The sequence below is a fragment of the Saccharothrix sp. NRRL B-16348 genome, from assembly GCF_001280085.1.
GTDB lineage: Bacteria > Actinomycetota > Actinomycetes > Mycobacteriales > Pseudonocardiaceae > Actinosynnema.
This window is the reverse complement of the sequence record NZ_LGED01000257.1, coordinates 40,995-58,906: the sequence shown is the minus strand read 5'-3', so window position 1 is coordinate 58,906 and position 17,912 is coordinate 40,995. Positions and strand designations below refer to the sequence as shown.

Here is a 17,912-nt window from a genome sequence, read left to right as displayed (position 1 = left end):
GAGGAGACAGCACGATGCGAACGAAATGGAAGCGAACGCTTCTGACTGCCGTCGCCGGCAGCCTCGTGGTCAGCCTGGCCGCGTGCAGCGAGGAGGGCGCGGACGCGGGCGGCGGCGTCAACCTCGACGGCAAGAAGACGGCGTCGATGGCCGACTACAAGACGGGCGCGCAGTTCAAGGCGACCGAGCCGCTCGACGTCAGCCTGCTCTACCTCGACCAGTCGCACTACCCGATCAAGGACGACTGGCTGCTGTGGAAGGAGATCACCCAGCGGACCAACGTCACGATCAAGCCGACGGTCGTGCCCTACAGCGACTACGACCAGAAGCGCGGTCTGCTGATCAGCTCGGGCGACGCCCCGACGATCATCTCCAAGACCTACCCGGGCCAGGAGGAGCAGTTCGTCTCCTCCGGCGCGATCCTGCCGGTGAGCGACTACATCGACCTGATGCCGCACTTCAAGGACAAGGTCGAGAAGTGGAAGCTGCAGCCTGAGCTGAACACGCTGCGGCAGGAGGACGGCAAGTTCTACGTGCTGCCCGGCATGCACGAGAAGATCTGGCAGGACTACACGCTGGCGTTCCGCACCGACGAGCTGAAGCGCCTGAACCTGCAGACGCCGAAGAACTGGGACGAGGTCTACACCGTCCTCAAGGCGATCAAGGCCGCGAACCCGGACAGCTACCCGCTGTCGGACCGCTTCGAGGCCAAGTCGATCCTCAACTACGCCGGCCAGACCTTCGGCACCCAGGCCGGGTGGGGCTACGTCAAGAACACGATCTGGAACGAGTCCGCGCAGAAGTACGAGTTCACCGGCGCGACCCCGGAGTACAAGCAGCTGATCGAGTACTTCCACAAGCTCGTCTCCGAAGGCCTGATGGACCCGGAGAGCTTCACGCAGAAGGACGACGCGGCGATCCAGAAGTTCGCCAGCGGCAAGTCGTTCGCGATCAGCAGCAACGCGCAGAACATCATCAACGACTACCGGCCGAACGTCTCCAAGATCCCCGGCGCGACCGTGGCGAAGATCCCGCTGCCCGCCGGCCCCAAGGGTGACGTCATCCGCGGCACGCGCCTGGAGAGCGGGCTGATGGTGTCGGCCAAGGCGGTCGAGAGCGACAAGTTCGTGGCGACGATGCAGTTCATCGACTGGCTCTGGTACTCCGACGAGGCGCAGGAGTTCACCAAGTGGGGCGTGAAGGGCACGACCTACGACAAGGACGCGTCGGGTAAGCGGGCCCTCAAGCCCGAGGTGGCGTTCGGTGGCATGAACGTCGGCGCGCCGAAGAACCTCCAGCGCGACTTCGGCTTCCAGGGCGGTGTCTTCTACTACGGCGGCGCCAACGAGCTGCTGCAGTCGATGTTCACCGAGGAGGAGATCGCCTTCCAGAAGACGATGGCCGACAAGAAGGTCGTGCCGCTGCCTCCGCCCGCGCCGCTGAACGAGGAGGAGCGCGAGCGCGCCGCCCTGATGGAGAGCCCGCTCAAGGACCTCGTCACGCAGTCGACGCTGCAGTTCATCCTCGGCCAGCGCGACCTCTCGACGTGGGACGCCTACGTCAAGGAGTTGGAGGCCAAGGGCTCGAACGACCTCGTCGAGCTGGTCAACGGCGCCCACAAGCGCTACAAGGAGAAGAACGGGTGATCGCTCGCGGTCCGGTCACGGCGTCGCGCCGTGACCGGACCGCGTCGGTGTCCGACCGACGCGACCCGGCATCTGGAGGGTTAGTGAACCGCGTTACCGTCCCCGGCGAGCCGATCGGCCGCCTCTCCGAGTCGTGGCGGCACTGCGTCGGCACCGGTCGGCTCAACCTCGCGCTGCGCGCCGACTACCAGGAGTCCCTGGCCCGCGTGCAGCGCGACATCGGCTTCCGCTACATCCGCGGCCACGGGCTGCTGTCCGACGACATGGGCGTGCACCGCCGGTCCCGCGACGGGGTGACCCGGTACTCGTTCACGTACGTGGACCAGGTGTTCGACCGGTTCCTGGAGCTGGGCATCCGGCCGTTCGTGGAGCTGGGGTTCATGCCGACCGCGCTCGCCTCGGGCGACGACACGGTGTTCTGGTGGCAGGGCAACATCACCCCGCCGAACGACTGGGACGAGTGGGCCGCGCTGGTCCGCGCCGTCGTCCGGCACCTGATCGACCGCTACGGCCTGGCCGAGGTGCGCACGTGGCCGATCGAGGTGTGGAACGAGCCGAACCTGGTCCACTTCTGGAAGGACGCCGACCAGGAGGCCTACTTCCGCCTCTACGAGCTGACTGCGCGGACCGTCAAGGACGTGGACGCCGAGCTCCAGGTGGGTGGCCCGGCGATCTCGCCCGGCTCGGACGAGTGGTGGGAGCCGTTCGCCGAGTTCGTCACCCGCGATGACGTGCCCGTCGACTTCGTCAGCAGGCACGCCTACACGTCCGGCCCGGCGCAGCACGTGCCGTTCGGCACCTACCAGACGCTCGCCGCGCCGGAGACGCTGCTGGACCAGTTCGACGCGCCCCGCAAGCACCTGGCGGGCACCGCGCTGGCCGGCCTGCCGGTGCACATCACCGAGTTCAACAGCTCCTACCGGCCGGACAACCCGATCCACGACACGGCCTACCACGCCGCGTACCTGGCGCCGGTGCTCGCCGGCGGCACGGACCTGGTCGACTCGTACTCCTACTGGACGTTCTGCGACGTCTTCGAGGAGGAGAACGTGCCGACCTCGTTGTTCCACGGCGGGTTCGGCCTGCTCACGCACCGGCAGGTGCCGAAGCCGACCTACCACCTGTACACGTTCATGGCCCGGATGGGCCCGCACGTGCTGGCGCGCGGCGCGGACCACCTGGTGTGCGCCACCGACGACGGCCGGGTCACCGTGCTGGCCTGGCAGCCGGTCGGCGGCACCGAGGGTCCGGACGCGCCCGAACGGCACGACGTGCGGCTGTCGGTCCCGCTGACGGGTCCGCGCGCGTTCGTCCGCCGGGAACGCGTGAACGAGCACGACGGCAACGCGTTCGGCGCGTGGCGCGAGCTGGGCCGGCCGCGGTCACCCGACCTCCGGACGCTCGACGTGCTGCGCGACTGCGCGCGTCCCGCCCTGGAGCACCGGTCGGCCGCGGTCGTGGACGGGCGGGTCGAGCTGGACCTGGCGCTGGCGCGGCACGAGGTGACGTTCGTCGAACTCACGCCCGTGCACGTCGAAGAGCACGAAGGGCTGGACGACCGGCGGCTGCTCGGCGCGTCCGACGACCGGCTCGTGGCGCCGCACGAGAGGCCGTGACCGTGGCGGCCGAACGACGGGGTGATCCCGCCGCCGAGATCGGGGCGGGCATCCTGTCGCGCATCGCGTCCGTCGTCTACTGGTTCGGCGTCATCGAGGCCATGCTCCTGCTGACGACGGCGCCGGGCTTCCTCGTGCTGCTGTTCCTGGACCGCAGCGCGGGCAACGCGCCCCTGATCGGGCTGTGCTTCGCCCCCGCGGGCCCGGCGCTGTCGGCCGCCGTCTACGCGTGGCGGGTGTTCCTGAACGACCGCGACCTCTCCCCCGCCCGGCACTTCCGCCGCGGCTACCGGCTCAACTGGCTCGACGTGCTGCGCTGGTGGCTGCCCGCGCTGGCGGTGCTCACCGTGATCGGCTTCAGCCTGGCGAACCTGGAGCTGGCCGGCGTGCCGCCCGGGTACGGCCTGGTGCTGCTCGTGGTCGCGGTGGCGGTGCTGGTGTGGTCGACGCAGGCGCTGGTGCTGTCCTCCACGCTGTCGCTGCGCACCCGTGACACCGCGCGGCTGGCGTCCTACTACCTGGCCGCACGGCCGGCGAGCGCGCTCGGCGCGTTGTCGCTGCTCGTCGCCGCCGGCGGGCTCGTCGCGCTCACCTCCGACTGGGTGCTCGCGCTGCTCGCCTCCCCGTTCACCCTGCTCCTGCTGCGCAACGCCGACCCGGTGCTGCGCGACGCGACCGAGAGGTTCACCGCGTGACCCCGCAGATCAGTTACGGCGGCGACTACAACCCCGAGCAGTGGCCCCGTGAGGTCTGGGACTCCGACTACGCCGCGTTCAAGCTCGCCGGTGTCGACACGGTGACGCTGGGCGTGTTCGCGTGGGCGCACCTCCAGCCCGCCGAGGACCGCTACGACTTCTCGACGTTGGACGCGATCGTGCAGCGCGCGACGGCCGAGGGCATGCGGATCGTGCTCGCCACCCCGAGCGGCGCGATGCCGCCGTGGCTCGCGCGGGCGTACCCCGAGACGTGCCGGGTCGACTTCGAAGGACGGCGGCACGTCTACGGGCAGCGGCACAACGCGTGCCCGTCGTCGCCCGACTTCCGCAGGCTGTCCGTGGCGCTGGCCGGGCGGCTCGCCGAGCGGTACGGCGACAACCCGGCGGTCGTCGCGTGGCACGTCGGCAACGAGTACGGCGGCGCGTGCTGGTGCCCGGCGTGCGGTGAGGCGTTCCGCGAGTGGCTCGGCGAGCGCTACGGCGACCTCGACCGGCTCAACGCCGCGTGGAACACCGCGTTCTGGTCGCACGCGTTCACCGACTGGGCGGAGATCCAGCCGCCGAACGCGTTGTCCGAGCACTGGCGCGGACCGAACCACACCGCGTTCCAGGGCATCACGCTGGACTACCGGCGGTTCATGTCCGACGCGCTGCTGGGCGGGTTCGTGGCGGAGAAGGCCGCCATCCGCGAGCACTCGCCGAACGTGCCCGTGACGACGAACATGATGGGCCTGTACCAGCCGATCGACTACCACCGGTGGGCGCCGCACCTGGACTTCGCGTCGTGGGACAACTACCCGCCGGAGGACCCGTCGGCCACCCGCACGGCCGCGCGGATGGCGTTGGCGCACCGGCTGATGCGCGGGTTGCGCGGCGGCGAGCCGTTCTGGGTCATGGAGCAGACCCCGTCGGTGACCGCCTCGCGTGACGTGAACCCGGTCAAGCGGCCCGGTGTGCTGCGGCTGTGGTCGTGGCAGTCGGTCGCCAACGGCGCGGACGCGGTGCTGTACTTCCAGCTGCGGCAGTCGCGCGGCGCGTGCGAGAAGTACCACGGCGCGGTGCTCGACCACGCGGGCCGCACGGACACCCGCGTGTTCCGGGAGGTCGCCGAGCTGGGCGCCGAGTTCGCCCGCGTCGGCGGCGCGCTGCTCGGCGGTCGCACGCCCGCGCGGGCCGCGCTGCTGGTCGACTGGGACAGCTGGTGGGCGGTCGAGCTGTCCGACGGCCCCAACCGCAACGTGCGCTACCTGGACGTGCTGACGTCCTACCACCGGGCGCTCTGGCAGGCGAACGTGCCGCTGGACGTGGTGCCGGTGACGGCCGACCTCTCCGGCTACGACGTGGTCGTCGCGCCCTTGCTGCACATGGTGAAGGGCGACCTCGCGGACCGGGTGACGGCGCTGGTCGAGCGCGGCGGCACGTTCGTGACGACGGCGCTGTCGGGCCGGGTGGACGAGGACGACAACGCGTTCCTGGCCGACGTGCCGGGGCCGTTCGCGTCGCTGCTGGGGTTGCGGGTCGAGGAGACCGACGCCCAGCAGCCCGACGTGGTGAACCCGGTGACCCTGTTCGACGCCGAGCACGAAGCCCGGCACGTGTTCGAGGTCGTCGTGCCGGTCGACGCGGAGGTGCTCGGCACCTACGGGGCGGACTTCTACGCGGGCACACCCGCCGTCACCAGGGCGGCACGGGGCCGCGGCCACGCCTGGTACGTGGCGACGTTGCTGGACGACGCCGGTGTGGCGGCCGTCGTGCGCGCGGCGTTGGCGGAGCACGGGCTGATCGGGCCGCTCGGCGACGTGCCGGACGTCGAGGTCACCGAGCGCGTCATGCCGGACGGCACGCGGTACCTGTTCGTGCTCAACCACGGCGAGGCCCGGACCGTGCCCGCGCCGGTGGCCGGCACGGACCTGTTGAGCGGGCGGGACCTGCGGGCCGAGGACGAGCTGGAACTCGCCCCGACCTCGGTGCTGGTGATCCGCTGCGCGTAGCGCCGACGGCCGTCGGGTCCCGCTCCGGGCGGACCCGACGGCCGTTCCTCGTTCAGCGGATCGCGCGGCCGTGCGCGTCCGGCACGCCGGACTTGCGCCAGAAGTACGTGTTCACCTGGTCACGCCACTCGGTCGCGCACCTCAGCTGCTCGGCCAGCAGCTCGGTGACGCGGTCGAACACCTCCGACGGCACGCGGCCCTCCAGCCGGGCCCACGTGGCGGCCATCCGCCGCACTTCCTCATGACCGGCGAAGTGCGTGTCGTAGATGTGCTGGATCACGGTCGTGCCCGAGCGCAGGACGTGGTCGTAGGGCACGTGGTGGAAGAACAGCAGCAGCTCGTCCGGGCACGTCCCGACCGACTCGTACCGGTCGCGCCACGGCGGCGGGTACTGGCCGGTGTAGCCCGTGCCCGTGGCGCACGTGCGGTCCACGCCGACGCCGTCCCGGTCGGCGAAGTGGTAGGTGCCCCACGGCGAGTACTCGTAGCCGTCCACGCTGGGCCCGTAGTGGTGGCCCGGCTGCACCATGAAGCCGACGCCCAACGGCGTCGTGTAGCGCTCATAGGTCAGCCACGAGCCGTCCATCAGCTCGTGCAACGCCTCGCGCACGGTCGGGTCTCCGGGGAACGTGAGGCCGATCCACTCGTCCAGCACCGCCTCCGGCGCGAGCCGCTCGTCCCACGTGAGCCGGCCGAAGCCGAACAGGTTGGCCTGCGCCAACGGGTGCCCGGTCCAGAACGGGTCGTCGCCCACGTTCGACACCGCGACCACGCCACCGGCCGGCGCGGCGGCACGACCCGCGGCGACGTCCGCGACGGTCGGCTCGCCCTCGCCCCACGGTGCGAAGTCGAGCATCTCGCGCCACTGCGGCACGAGGTGGCACACGTGCTTCTGCTGCCCGGTGTACTCCTGGGTCACCTGGAACTCGACCGCGAGCCGGGTGCGCGGCATGGCCGCGATCACCGGGGACAGCGGCTCGCGCACCTGGAAGTCCAGCGGACCGGCCTTCACCTGCACCACGACGTTCGGGTCGAACGCGCCGTCCAGCGGGGCGAAGTGGTCGTAGGCGGCCCGGGCGCGGTCGGTCGAGCGGTCGCGCCAGTCCTGGCGGTGGTCGTAGACGAACGCGCGCCAGAACACCGTGCCGCCGAACGGCGCGAGGGCGCGGGCCAGCGCGTTCGCGCCGTCGGCGTGGTCGCGGCCGTAGGCGAACGGGCCGGGCTGGCCCTCGGAGTCGGCCTTGACGACGTACCCGCCGAAGTCGGGGATCGCCGCGTACACGTCGGCCGTCGTCCGCGCCCACCAGTCGCGCACGGCCGGGTCGAGCGGGTCGGCCGTCGGCAGGCCGCCGAGCGTGATCGGCGCGGCGAAGCTCACCGACAGGTGCACCTTGATCCCGTGCGGGCGGAACACCTCCGCCAGCCGCGCCACGTCCGGCAGCAGGTCGGTGAGCAGGCGCGCCTCCGTGCGGCCCACGTTGACGTTGTTGAGGCCGACCCGGTTGACGCCGATCGAGCCGAGCAGCCGCGCGTAGGCGCGGGCCCGGGAGAGGTCGGCGCGGACCGCGCCGTCGGCGTAGAAGATCGAGCCGCCCGCGTACCCGCGTTCGACCTGGCCCATCACCGGGTGCACGTCGACGTTGTCCCAGTGGTCGAGCATCCGGATCGGCTGGCGCGGCGCGTGCCGCCGCGGCAGCGCCTCGCCCGTGAACGCCGCTTCGCCCTGCCGCACCAGGTGGTGGAAGCCGTAGAGCAGGCCCACGCCGTCGATCGCGCGGACCACGGTGGTGGTGCCCGCGCGGCCCGCCACGAACGCCTCGGGGTCGGTCTCACCGTCCTCCGGCGCGCACACCAGCTCCAGGTCCGCGGGACCGTCGTCGACCAGCGCGCCACCGTGCTCGGCGGTCGCCGCCTCGACCTCGGCGCGCACCGTGGCGACGACCGGGCCGTCCCCGATGACGCGGACCCGCCGTGAGCCGACCGACCGGAACGCGGAGGCCGGAAGCCACGCGGGGTGCACGCCGATCATGTGGGAAGTCCTCCAGGTCCGGGATCGGTGACACCGCCAAACTATGTCGCCTTCGGTTCCCGGGCAAGGAAAAGCAGCTGTCCACTGTCGACTTTCACGTGGGTGAACGACAGCGAAACTTTTGCGCGGCAACGGTTCCCGCGTCAGGCCGTCCCGCGGACCCACGGGCGCTGCTCGAACAGCTCCAGCGGCACGGCGTCGGCGAGCGCCTGGTAGCCCGCCGGGGTCATGTGCAGGTGGTCGCCGTCGTCGTAGCGCGCGAGCAGGCGCCGGTGGTCGTGCGGGTCGCGTGCCGCCGCGTCGAAGTCGAGCACCGCGTCGAACGCCCCGCCGGCGCGGATCCACTCGTTGACCGCCTGGCGTGACGCCTCGCGGAGCCCGTCCCGGTCGTCGTAGGCCCCGTTGCCGCCCAGCGGCGCCAGCGTCGCCCCGTACACGGCGATGCCGTGCGCGTGGGCGCGCACCACGATCTGCTCGTAGGCCGCGCAGAGGTCGTCCACGACCTGCTTCTGCGCGACGGCCGTCGCGTCGGCCGTGCAGAGGTCGTTGATGCCCTCGAACACCACCAGCCACGCCACGCCGGTCTGCGCCAGCACGTCGCGGTCGAGCCGGGCCAGCGCGCTCGGGCCGATCCCGTCGCTCAGCACGCGGTTGCCGCCGGTGCCCTGGTTGAGCACGGCGACGGTCGCGGTGGCGGGGTGCGCCCGGAGCCGGGCCGACAGGCGGTCGGGCCAGCGGTCGTTGCCGTTCGTGGTGGAGCCGCGGCCGTCGGTCAGGGAGTCGCCCAGCGTGACCACGGCCGAGGCGGCGCGCTCCGACCACACCTCGACGCCGCTGAGGAAGTACCAGTGGTCGGTGGTCGTGGCGTTCGGCAGGTCGTCGGCCTCGACGTGGTCGCCCGCCAGCAGGTGGGAGGTCGTCCGGGAGCCGGGGTGCGAGGTGACCAGGTCGGACGCCTGCCCGTCGGCCAGGAACACGGTCACGGTCAGGTTCGCCTCCGGCCCGACCGGGAAGTCCAGCGGGTCCGACACGACCTGCGCCCCGACCGGCACCACGACGCCCGCCCGACCGTGGAACGTGACCGGCCGGACCGTGCCCGGCTCGACCGCGCTCACCCCGGCGCGCCCGCCCGCCGGGAGCGCCACGGTCACCGCCGTGAGGGGCAGCGGCGCGCCGCCGAACGCGTTGGAGAACCGCAGCCGGATCCGGTCGCCGCCGATCGTGACGCGCGCGGTCTGCCGCAGCGTGGCGTCGGCCAGCACCAGGCCCGCCGTGGTGAACGGCGCGGGTGGCAGGTTGTCCGGCTCGGTCAGCTGAGGTGCGGACACCCACGTGTGCACCCAACGACCGGACGGACGGGGGTCGGGCGACGCGTCGCGACTCATGCGCCCGATTCTGGAGCAGCCGACCGGCTCCGGTCAGCCCACGGTCTCAACTGGAGCAGGCCCCGCGCCGAACCCGAAGGCATCTCACGTGCGGGCGTAGCGAAACCACCGGTCGGCGACGATCTCCTGTGCGGTAGGTCCGCACAATGCCCGAGGAGGGCACATGCCCCGCTTATCCAGGCTGCTGGTGGCGATCGCCGCCGCGACCCTGGTCCTGTCCGGCACGGCTCACGCGCAGGACGACCGCCGCGTGATCGTCGGCACCCCGACCGCCCGCTCGGCCGCCGAGGTCGGCGTCCCGCTCCTGGTCACCGGCCTCTCGGTCGCCCCGTCGACGGTCGCGATCACCGCCACCGAGCTTACGTTCGACGGCGGGGCCACCTGGGTGACCGCCGAGGTCCTGCGCGACCACGACCCGGCCCGGGTCGACTGGCGGTACGTCTACACGCCCGACCAGCCCGGTGACGTCGGGGTCGCCGGTCGGGTCGTCACTGCCTCCGGTGTCGGTCCGGTGGGCGCGCCCGTCGTCATCCACGTCGGCGGCGTGGCCGTCACCCAGCCGGTGAACTGCGCGACCCGCTGTGAGCTCGGCACCTACTACAAGGACATCGTCAACGATCCCGACCGTGAGCCGGTCGAGGTGGGCATGCGGTTCCGGGTCGACCGGCCGGGGCAGCTGCTGGGCGCGTCCCTCGGGCGTGGCGCGTACCGGGGGCCGATCACCCTGCGGCTGTGGTCGGACACCGGCGCGCTGCTCGCCGAGCAGCCCTGGGACCACCCCGGCCTGATGGCCGAGATCGACTTCCCGACGGCCGTCCCCGCCGAGCCCGGTCGCGACTACGTGATCTCCTTCTACACGCCGGAAGGCGGCTACGCGACCTCGGAGGACTTCTTCGTCGGCACGCTGGTGCGGGCGCCGTTCATCGTGCCGCGCGGCGCGGGCGTCTACCACTACGGCGTCGGCGGCGGGTTCCCGACCGACACCTGGCACGACAGCACCTACTGGGTGCTGCCGGAGTTCCGCGGCTGACCGCTTGCGCCAACCGGGCGACTTGCGTGTGGACCCGGGGCCGGGCGGGAACCGTCCCGGTGACGTCGTCGGTGACGTCCGGCCCCGGGAGGCGGCATGCGCGGGCTCCTGCTCACGGCGGCGCTGGTGGTCCCCGCGCTCGTCGCCGCCGGGTGCGGCGGGCTCGGCTCGGACACGTCCGGCGCCCTGGTCACGATGGGTTTCGGTCTCCCGGACGAGCACGCGACGGCACGCGTGGCGGTGTTCCGCGCGGCCAACCCCGGCGTCGACCTGCGGATCAGCGAGGGCGCGTTCGACGAGCAGCAGTTCCTGTCCGCCGTGGCCGCGGGCGACCCGCCGGACCTGGTCTACGCCGAGCGCCGCAAGCTCGGCGGCTACGCGGCGCGCGGCGCGGTGCAGAGCCTGGAGTCGTGCGTGCGGGAGCACGGCGTCGACCTGGGCGTGTTCCGGGAGGCGGCCCTGCGCCAGGTCACCTACTCGGGCGAGGTGTACGGGCTGCCCGAGTTCTCCAGCGTCCGGTTGGTGATCGTCAACAACCCGGTGGTGCGGGCCGCGGGCCTGGACCCGGCCGCGCTGTCCACGGCGGACTGGGCCGGGCTGGGCGAGGTGGCCGACCGGCTGGCCCGGGTCGGCGGCGGACGGGTGGAGCGCATCGGCTTCGACCCGAAGGTGCCCGAGTTCCTGCCGCTGTGGGCGAAGGCGAACGGCGCCGAGCTGATCGGGCCCGACGCCCGGCTGGACGACCCGCGCGTGGTCGAGGCCGTCCGGCACACCACCGACCTGGTGGCCAGGCAGGGCGGCTGGGCGTCGTTCAAGGCGTTCCGCGACACGTTCGACCAGTTCGGCGCGAACAACCAGTACGTGACCGGTCAGCTCGCCGTGATGCCGATGGACTCCTGGTACATCAACACGCTGGCCACCAACTCCCCCGACGCCGACGTGACGATCGCGCCGTTCACGGGCCGGGACGGGCAGGTGCTGACCGAGTCCGGCGGGCAGGCGTGGGCGATACCCAAGGGCGCCCGGCACCCCGACCTGGCGTGCCGCTTCCTGGTCACCATGACCGACACCCGGACGTGGGTCACGGCGGCGACCGCGCGGCGGGACGCGCTGGCCGAGGCCGGGCGGCCCTACGGCGGCACGTTCACCGCCAACCGGGTCGCCGACGAGCGGATCTTCCGCGAGGTGTTCGACCCGCGGGGCAACCCGATCCTGGCCAAGGGCGTGCCGGTGGTGATGTCGTTGCAGGACAAGGCGTTCGCGCTGCCGCCGAGCCCGGCCGCGAGCGAGCTGGTGCGCGCCTGGGAGGGCGCGGTGAACCGGGTGCTGGTCGGGCGGCAGAGCCCGGAGGAGGCGATGGCGCAGGCGCAGCGCGAGGCGGAACGGGCGCTCAAGCGGGTGGGCGGGAGGTAGCGCCGTGACGGTGAGCGGACGCGAGTCGCGGGCGGGGCTGCTGTTCCTGCTGCCGTGGGTGATCGGATTCCTGGCGTTCACCGCCGGGCCCATGCTGTTCAGCCTCTGGCTGTCGCTGACGCACTACGACATGCTCAAGCCGCCGGCGTTCGTCGGCCTGGAGAACTACCGCGAGGCGTTGGCCGACGACCGCGTCGGCACGGCGTTGTGGAACACGGTGTTCTTCACCGCGCTGCACGTGCCGTCGCAGATCGTGCTGGCGCTGGGCTTGGCGAGCCTGCTGCGCCGGGCCGGCCGCGGGAGCGGCTTCTTCCGCACGGTCCTGTACCTGCCGGTGATGACGCCGCCGGTGGCGTTGGCGGCGATGTTCCTGCTGCTGCTCAACGGGCAGCACGGCGCGGTGAACGGGTTCCTGGGCTGGTTCGGGTTCCAGGGTCCGAACTGGACCACCGACCCGGTGTGGATCAAGCCGGGGCTGGTGGTGATGAGCCTGTGGACGGTCGGCAGCACGGCGGTGCTGTACCTGGCGGCGCTGACCCGCGTGCCGGTGGAGCGGTACGAGGCGGCGCGGCTGGACGGCGCGAGCCCGTGGCGGCAGTTCCGGCACGTGACGCTGCCCGGCATCAGCGGCACGGTGTACTTCACCGTCGTGGTCAACACGATCGCGTCGTTGCAGGTGTTCACCGAGGCGTACGCGATGTTCTTCGGCGCGCGGGCCAAGCAGTCCGCCGAGGGCGACGCGGCGCTGTTCTACGTGATCCACCTGTTCCAGGAGGCGTTCGGGTCGCTGCGGATGGGGTACGCGTCCGCGTTGGCGTGGGGCCTGTTCGCGGTGATCGCCGTCATCACGGCCGTGCAGGTGCGGTTGTCGCGCCGGTACGTGCACTACGAGGGCGACCGGTCGTGAAGCGCGTCGGGGTGTGGGCGGCGCTGGCGGTCGTCACGCTGGCGTTCGGCTATCCGTTCTGGTGGCTGGTCAGCGCGTCGTTGAAGGACCGGGCGCACGTGTTCGACAACGCGCTGCTGCCCCGGCCGTTCTCGCCGGGCAACTACGTCGAGGTGTGGCAAGCGGTGCCGCTGCTGACGTGGATCGGCAACAGCGTCGCGGTGGGGCTGGCGGCCGCGGCGGCGGCCACGGTGACGAGCGCGCTGGTGGCGTTCGGCTTCGCGATGTTCCGCTTCCCCGGTCGCGACCTGCTGTTCGGCGTGGTGCTGGCGACCATGATGCTGCCCGCCGCGGTGACCATGGTGCCGGTGTACCTGGAGTGGCACGCGCTGGGCCTGGCCACGACGCAGATCCCGCTGTGGGCGCAGAACCTGTTCGGCTCGGCGTTCTACATCTTCCTGCTGCGCCAGTTCTTCCTGGGCCTGCCGCGCGAGGTGTTCGACGCGGCGAAGGTCGACGGGGCGAGCGCGTGGCGGCTGTTCACCTCGATGGCGCTGCCGCTGGCGAAGCCGGGGCTGATCGTGGTGTTCGTGTTCGAGCTGAAGGCGGCGTGGACGGACCTGGTCAAGCCGTTGATCTACCTGCGCGACCCGCAGCTCTACACGTTGCCGCGCGGGTTGAAGGCGGTGCTGGACCGGTTCGACGAGGGCGGCGAGGAGCAGTGGGAGCTGGTGCTGGCCGCGAGCGTCGTCGCGACCGTGCCGATGGTGCTGCTGTTCCTGGTGGCGCAGCGGCACTTCGTGCGCGGCACCGTCACTCAGCACGTCGAGTGACGAGCGGGTTCAGCGCGAGGCCCAGCACGTTCGCCGCGGTGGCGCTGGACAGGGCGATGCCCCAGCCGACCGGGCCCAGCGGCGTGCAGCCGAAGAACTGGCTGACGCCGGGCGTCTGGATCACCGCGCCGAGCGCGGCGGCCGAGCCGAGGCTCGCGGCGAGCACCGACCGGTCCAGCCCGCCGGTGACCAGGGTCTGGCCGAGCTGGGTGCCGACCAGGGCGGCCAGCGCCACCGTGCTCGCCCGGCGGGAGCGGCCGGTGAGGCGGGCCGCCGTCCACGCCGCCGTGGCGCCGAGCGACGTGGTGATCGCGCGGGCGGTGATGTCCCGGTTCAACGCGGCGCCCAGCGACGACGTCGGTCCCTCGCGCAGCAGGTCGGGCACGGACTCGCGGGCGGGCCTGCTCAACGCGATGGCCAGCGCGGGCGCGAGGTCGGTCAGCAGGTTCACCAGCAGCAGCTGCCGCGCGGTCAACGGCGACCGGCCCGTCAGCGCCGAGCCGAGCACGGTGAACGCGATCTCGCCGAGGTTGCCGCCGAGCAGGATCGCCAGCGCCTCGCGCACCGACGCCCACATGGCCCGGCCCTCCACCAGCGCCGCGATGATCGTGTCCAGCCGGTCGTCGGTGACCACCAGGTCCGCGGCGGCACGGGCGGCGGGCGTGCCGCGCCTGCCCAACGCGATGCCGACGTCGGCGAGCCGGATCGCGGGCGCGTCGTTCGCGCCGTCGCCGGTCATCGCGACCACCCGGCCGAGCCGCTGGTAGGCCTCGATGATCCGCACCTTCTGCGCCGGGGTGCAGCGGGCGATCACGTCCACGGTCGGCAGCAGGGCGTCCAGCTCGTCGTCGCCCAGCTCGTCGAGCCGCGCCCCGGTCACCACGGTCATGTCGTCGCCGCCGCTGACCTCGCTGGCGATCGCCTCGCCGGTGGCCGGGTGGTCGCCGGTGATCATCACGATCCGCACCCCGGCCTCGCGCAGCTTGGCCGCGGCGGGCGGCGCGCCGTCGCGCACCGGGTCGGCCAGCGCGACGAAACCCAGCAGGGACAGGCCGCGGACGTCGTCGTCGGTCACCGCGTCGTGGTCGACGCCGGTGCGTTCGGCGACGGCCAGCACCCGGTGGCCGCGACCGGCGAGGCGCTCCACCCGCTGACCCAGCCGCCGCAGCTCGCGCGGGTCGGCGTCGCAGCGCGGCAGCACCGTTTCCGGCGCGCCCTTCACGCTCAGCACCCGCCGTTCGCCGACCTTCCCCACGGTCGCGTGGTAGCCGCGGGACGGCTCGAACGGCAGCGCCTCGACCAGGGTCCAGCCGCGGGCGCCGGTCGTGGGGCGGACGCGGGCCCGCCGTGCGCCCGCCAGCACCGCGCGGTCGGTCTGGTGCGCGAGGTCGTCCGGGTCGTCGGCCTCCGGCGTGGCGCGGACCGCGGCGGCCATGATCCGGCGCAGCTCGTCGTCCAGCCGGCCGAGGTCGGCGCCGCGGCGGCCGTTGTCGACCCGGCTGACGGTCAGCTTGCCCTCGGTCAGGGTGCCGGTCTTGTCGAAGCACAGCACGTCGACCCGGCCCAGCGCCTCGATGGTGCGCGGGTTGCGCACCAGCGCGCCGTGCTCGGCCAGCCGCCGTGCCGCGGCCAGTTGGGCGGCGTTGACCAGGAACGGCAGCCCTTCGGGCACCGAGGCGACGGCGAGGTTCACCGCCGCGCCCATGCTCTGCCGCAGCGGCACGCCCCGCAGCAGCCCCGCGCCGGTGACCGCCGCCGCCGAGCCGAGCGCGACGGGCAGCGTCTTGCGGGTCAGCTCGGCCAGCCGCGCCTCGACGCCCGTCGTCGGCGTGTTGCGGCGGGCCGCCGCCATGCTGCGGCCGACCTCCGTCGCGTCGCCCGTCGCGACGACCACGCCCGACGCCTCACCGGCGGCGATCGTGGTGCCCTCGTAGAGCATCGACGACCGGTCGGCCAGGTCCGCGGCCACCACCGGGGCCGGGTCCTTGGTCACCGGCAGGGACTCGCCGGTGACCGACGACTCGTCGACCTCCAGCCCGTCGCCGTCGAGCAGGCGGCAGTCGGCGGGCACCACGTCGCCGGCGGCCAGGCGCACCACGTCGCCGGGCACCAGCTCGTCCGCCGTCACCTCGCGGTCCCGGCCCTCGCGGACCACGGTGGCGCGCACCGCCGAACGGCCCAGCAGGGTGGCCAACGCCCGGTCCGTGACGACCTGCTGCACGCTGCCGATCAGCGCCGACACACCCACGACGCCGGCCACCAACGCCGCGTCGACCGGTGAGCCCACCGCCGCCGACACCGCCGCGCCGCCCGCGAGCACGGGGGTCAGCGGGTTGGCCAGCTCGGCCAGGAACGCGCTGCCCAGGCTCGTGCCCACGGCCTGCCGACCGCCGGACGTGCGCCGCCTGCCCTGCGCCTCGCGTTCGGACAGCCCGTCGCGGCCCGAGCCGAGCCGGTCCAGCACGGTCGCCGCGGGCATCAGGTGCCACGGCTGCGAAGTGGCCGGCGCGACCACCGCACGGCTGCCGGGCAGCCGCTTCGCCCGCCACACGCCGTCCACGAACGCGACGGCCGACGCGCCGTCGACCGCGCGTGCCGCGTTCCGGGCGGGCGCGGAGCCACGCGTGCTCAACGCGCTGACCGCGCCGATGCCGCTCGCGGCCTGGGCCAGCATGATCCCGTCCCGGATGACCCGACGTGCCGCCGGCACCGCCTCCACCAGCAGCACGGCCACGTCCAGGTCCCGGACGACGACGTGCGCGCCCCACGGCGGCGGACCGCCGTCCGGGTGCACGCCCACGCCGCAGTCCGCCGAGCCGAGCGCGCGGCGGTTGGCGGACACGAGCAGCACCACGTGCCCGTTGCCCTGGAGCTCGCGCACCGCCGCGACCAGGCCGTGGCCGGACGGGACGAGGCTGTCGGCGAACCGGACCGGCGAGCGGTCGCGGTCCGTGGCCACGACCACGCGCAGCCCGGCCTCCCGCGCGGCCGACGCGAGGGCGTCCACCGCCGGCGGGGTCTCGACGTCGACCGCGAGCACCGCTTGCAGCCGGCGGCCCTCGGTCAGGCCGAGCACCGCCGCATGACCGGCCAGCCGGCGTTGTTCGCGCACGCCCTTGCGGCCCTGCGGCGCGAGGCGGTCGATCGGTCCGATGGCCCAGTCGCCGTCCCTCCGCACGGCCGTCGGGTCCTTGGGGTCGAACAGCGCGAACGCGCGCTCGGCCGCGTCGGCGGGCGCGGTGCCCGGCAGCGGCACGAGGTCGCTGAGCACCGACCGGCCCGAGCCGAGCGCGGTCTCGTCGAGCACCAGGACGTCCACCGCGTCCAGCCGGCGCAGCACCGAGCGCTCCATCACCAGCGCGTTCCGGGTGGCCAGCACGCGGCCCAGCTGCGCGGCGAACGCGGACCGGCCCACCGACGGCGCCTTCGGCAGGCTCGCCACACCCAGCGCGGCGGCCCGCCGCAACCCGGTGAACGGGATCGCGCCCACGGTCGCCGCCGCACCCGCCGCCAACGCCCGCCGCGCGTAGCGGTCGGCCGGCCCCTCGGGGAACGGGAGCGGCCGTTCCACCGCGATCGGCTCGGCCTCGGCGGCGTCCGGCCCGTCGATCAGCTCGGCCTCGGCGGCGCACCACGCGTGCTCGTGCGCCCGCACCTCGCGCCACTGCTGCACCCGTTGGGCGATGTCCAGCAACGTGCCCTCGCTGCGTGACGCCAGGCCGTGCACGAGGGCCGCGACCACCGACGTGGCGGTGTCCGCGCGTTCCCGGCCCTGCAGCCTGCCCGCGGCCAGCTCGCGCAACCTGGGGTGCAGGTCGACGGCGGCGATCAACGCGCCCAGCTCGCCGGGGATCGGCGCCCACGGCGCGATCTTCGTGATGGCGGCCAGCGCCAGGCCCGCGGCGTCGGCGGCGAGCGTGGGCAGCAGCCGGGTGCCCTTGAGCCCGTCCGCCGGGTGGTGCAGCTCGTCCTCGACGAGCCGCTCGTCCTCGGTGGCGGGCTCGGCCTCCGCCCGGCGCACCAGCGCGACCAGGTCGTTCGTCGGCGGCGCGGGGTCCTCGACGGCGATGATCACCCGCGCGGACGGCGCGTTGACCCGGGCCCAGAGCACACCGGGGCGGCTCTCCAGGGCACGTTCGATCCGCGACGCCACCTGCTTGCCACGCGGCCCGTGCACGCCGTGCGCCTCGATGTGCAGGCGTCCGGGACACGACCAGACCTTGCGCCGGTCGCGGTGCAGCACGGCGGTCTGCTCCAGCGGGGCGAGGGCGAGGCCGACCAGTCCCTTGGCCAGGCCGCCTGCGACGCGCACGGGGTCGATGCCGAGGAGTTCCACCGTGCCTGTTTTCCCGATCGAGTGGCGTCCT

General features: G+C 73.2%; 11 protein-coding genes. 8 read left to right on the top strand and 3 right to left on the bottom strand.

What is annotated here, in order from left to right; translation table 11 throughout:
• The first annotated feature begins 14 nt into the window (after positions 1–14).
• The 4 genes from ADK67_RS42265 (at position 15) to ADK67_RS42250 (ending at position 5,969) form a co-directional block, all read left to right on the top strand.
• Complete coding sequence (locus ADK67_RS42265) at positions 15–1,646, top strand: ABC transporter substrate-binding protein (RefSeq protein ID WP_053722223.1); 1,632 nt, start codon at positions 15–17, stop codon at positions 1,644–1,646.
• A gap of 83 nt (positions 1,647–1,729) precedes the next feature.
• Positions 1,730–3,262 (top strand): GH39 family glycosyl hydrolase, encoded by a 1,533-nt coding sequence (locus ADK67_RS42260; protein WP_053722222.1) that lies wholly within the window; start codon positions 1,730–1,732, stop codon positions 3,260–3,262.
• Positions 3,259–3,957: a DUF624 domain-containing protein gene (locus ADK67_RS42255; RefSeq protein ID WP_231648630.1), complete on the top strand. Its 699-nt coding sequence runs from the start codon at positions 3,259–3,261 to the stop codon at positions 3,955–3,957. The genes ADK67_RS42260 and ADK67_RS42255 overlap by 4 nt, the downstream gene beginning before the upstream one ends.
• A complete protein-coding gene (locus ADK67_RS42250; RefSeq protein WP_053722221.1) occupies positions 3,954–5,969 on the top strand; it encodes a beta-galactosidase in 2,016 nt (671 codons plus the stop codon). Before ADK67_RS42255 ends, ADK67_RS42250 begins: the two co-directional genes overlap by 4 nt.
• A 52-nt stretch (positions 5,970–6,021) precedes the next feature.
• Here the strand turns inward: ADK67_RS42250 and ADK67_RS42245 are convergent, their stop codons facing one another.
• Both ADK67_RS42245 and ADK67_RS54930 read right to left on the bottom strand, forming a co-directional pair.
• The gene (locus ADK67_RS42245; protein ID WP_053722220.1) at positions 6,022–7,998 is read right to left on the bottom strand and encodes an alpha-glucuronidase; all 1,977 of its coding nucleotides are present in this window, start codon (positions 7,996–7,998) and stop codon (positions 6,022–6,024) included.
• Between the two features lie 143 nt (positions 7,999–8,141).
• The gene (locus tag ADK67_RS54930) at positions 8,142–9,383 is read right to left on the bottom strand and encodes an SGNH/GDSL hydrolase family protein (RefSeq protein WP_053722219.1); all 1,242 of its coding nucleotides are present in this window, start codon (positions 9,381–9,383) and stop codon (positions 8,142–8,144) included.
• Between the two features lie 163 nt (positions 9,384–9,546).
• On the opposite strand from ADK67_RS54930, the gene ADK67_RS42235 reads away from it, so the two are divergent.
• From ADK67_RS42235 to ADK67_RS42220, 4 genes are all read left to right on the top strand, one after another.
• Positions 9,547–10,413, top strand: a complete 867-nt coding sequence (locus ADK67_RS42235) for a DUF4082 domain-containing protein (RefSeq protein WP_157621545.1) — start codon at positions 9,547–9,549, stop codon at positions 10,411–10,413.
• Between the two features lie 96 nt (positions 10,414–10,509).
• A complete protein-coding gene (locus ADK67_RS42230; protein WP_063797913.1) occupies positions 10,510–11,826 on the top strand; it encodes an ABC transporter substrate-binding protein in 1,317 nt (438 codons plus the stop codon).
• Positions 11,827–11,830: 4 nt separating this feature from the next.
• The gene (locus ADK67_RS42225; protein ID WP_053722217.1) at positions 11,831–12,733 is read left to right on the top strand and encodes a carbohydrate ABC transporter permease; all 903 of its coding nucleotides are present in this window, start codon (positions 11,831–11,833) and stop codon (positions 12,731–12,733) included.
• Complete coding sequence (locus tag ADK67_RS42220) at positions 12,730–13,545, top strand: carbohydrate ABC transporter permease (protein ID WP_053722216.1); 816 nt, start codon at positions 12,730–12,732, stop codon at positions 13,543–13,545. The genes ADK67_RS42225 and ADK67_RS42220 overlap by 4 nt, the downstream gene beginning before the upstream one ends.
• Here ADK67_RS42220 and ADK67_RS42215 read toward each other — a convergent pair.
• Positions 13,526–17,881 (bottom strand): cation-translocating P-type ATPase, encoded by a 4,356-nt coding sequence (locus ADK67_RS42215; RefSeq protein WP_053722215.1) that lies wholly within the window; start codon positions 17,879–17,881, stop codon positions 13,526–13,528. The two genes, ADK67_RS42220 and ADK67_RS42215, sit on opposite strands and share 20 nt — an antisense overlap.
• Positions 17,882–17,912: the final 31 nt, after the last annotated feature.

What these genes read in the sequence shown, in the direction of transcription:
- ADK67_RS42265 (WP_053722223.1), top strand. Translation starts at nt 15, where the DNA reads ATGCGAACGAAATGGAAGCGAACGCTTCTGACTGCCGTCGCCGGCAGC.
- ADK67_RS42245 (WP_053722220.1), bottom strand. Translation starts at nt 7,998, where the DNA reads ATGATCGGCGTGCACCCCGCGTGGCTTCCGGCCTCCGCGTTCCGGTCG.
- ADK67_RS54930 (WP_053722219.1), bottom strand. Translation starts at nt 9,383, where the DNA reads ATGAGTCGCGACGCGTCGCCCGACCCCCGTCCGTCCGGTCGTTGGGTG.
- ADK67_RS42235 (WP_157621545.1), top strand. Translation starts at nt 9,547, where the DNA reads ATGCCCCGCTTATCCAGGCTGCTGGTGGCGATCGCCGCCGCGACCCTG.
- ADK67_RS42230 (WP_063797913.1), top strand. Translation starts at nt 10,510, where the DNA reads ATGCGCGGGCTCCTGCTCACGGCGGCGCTGGTGGTCCCCGCGCTCGTC.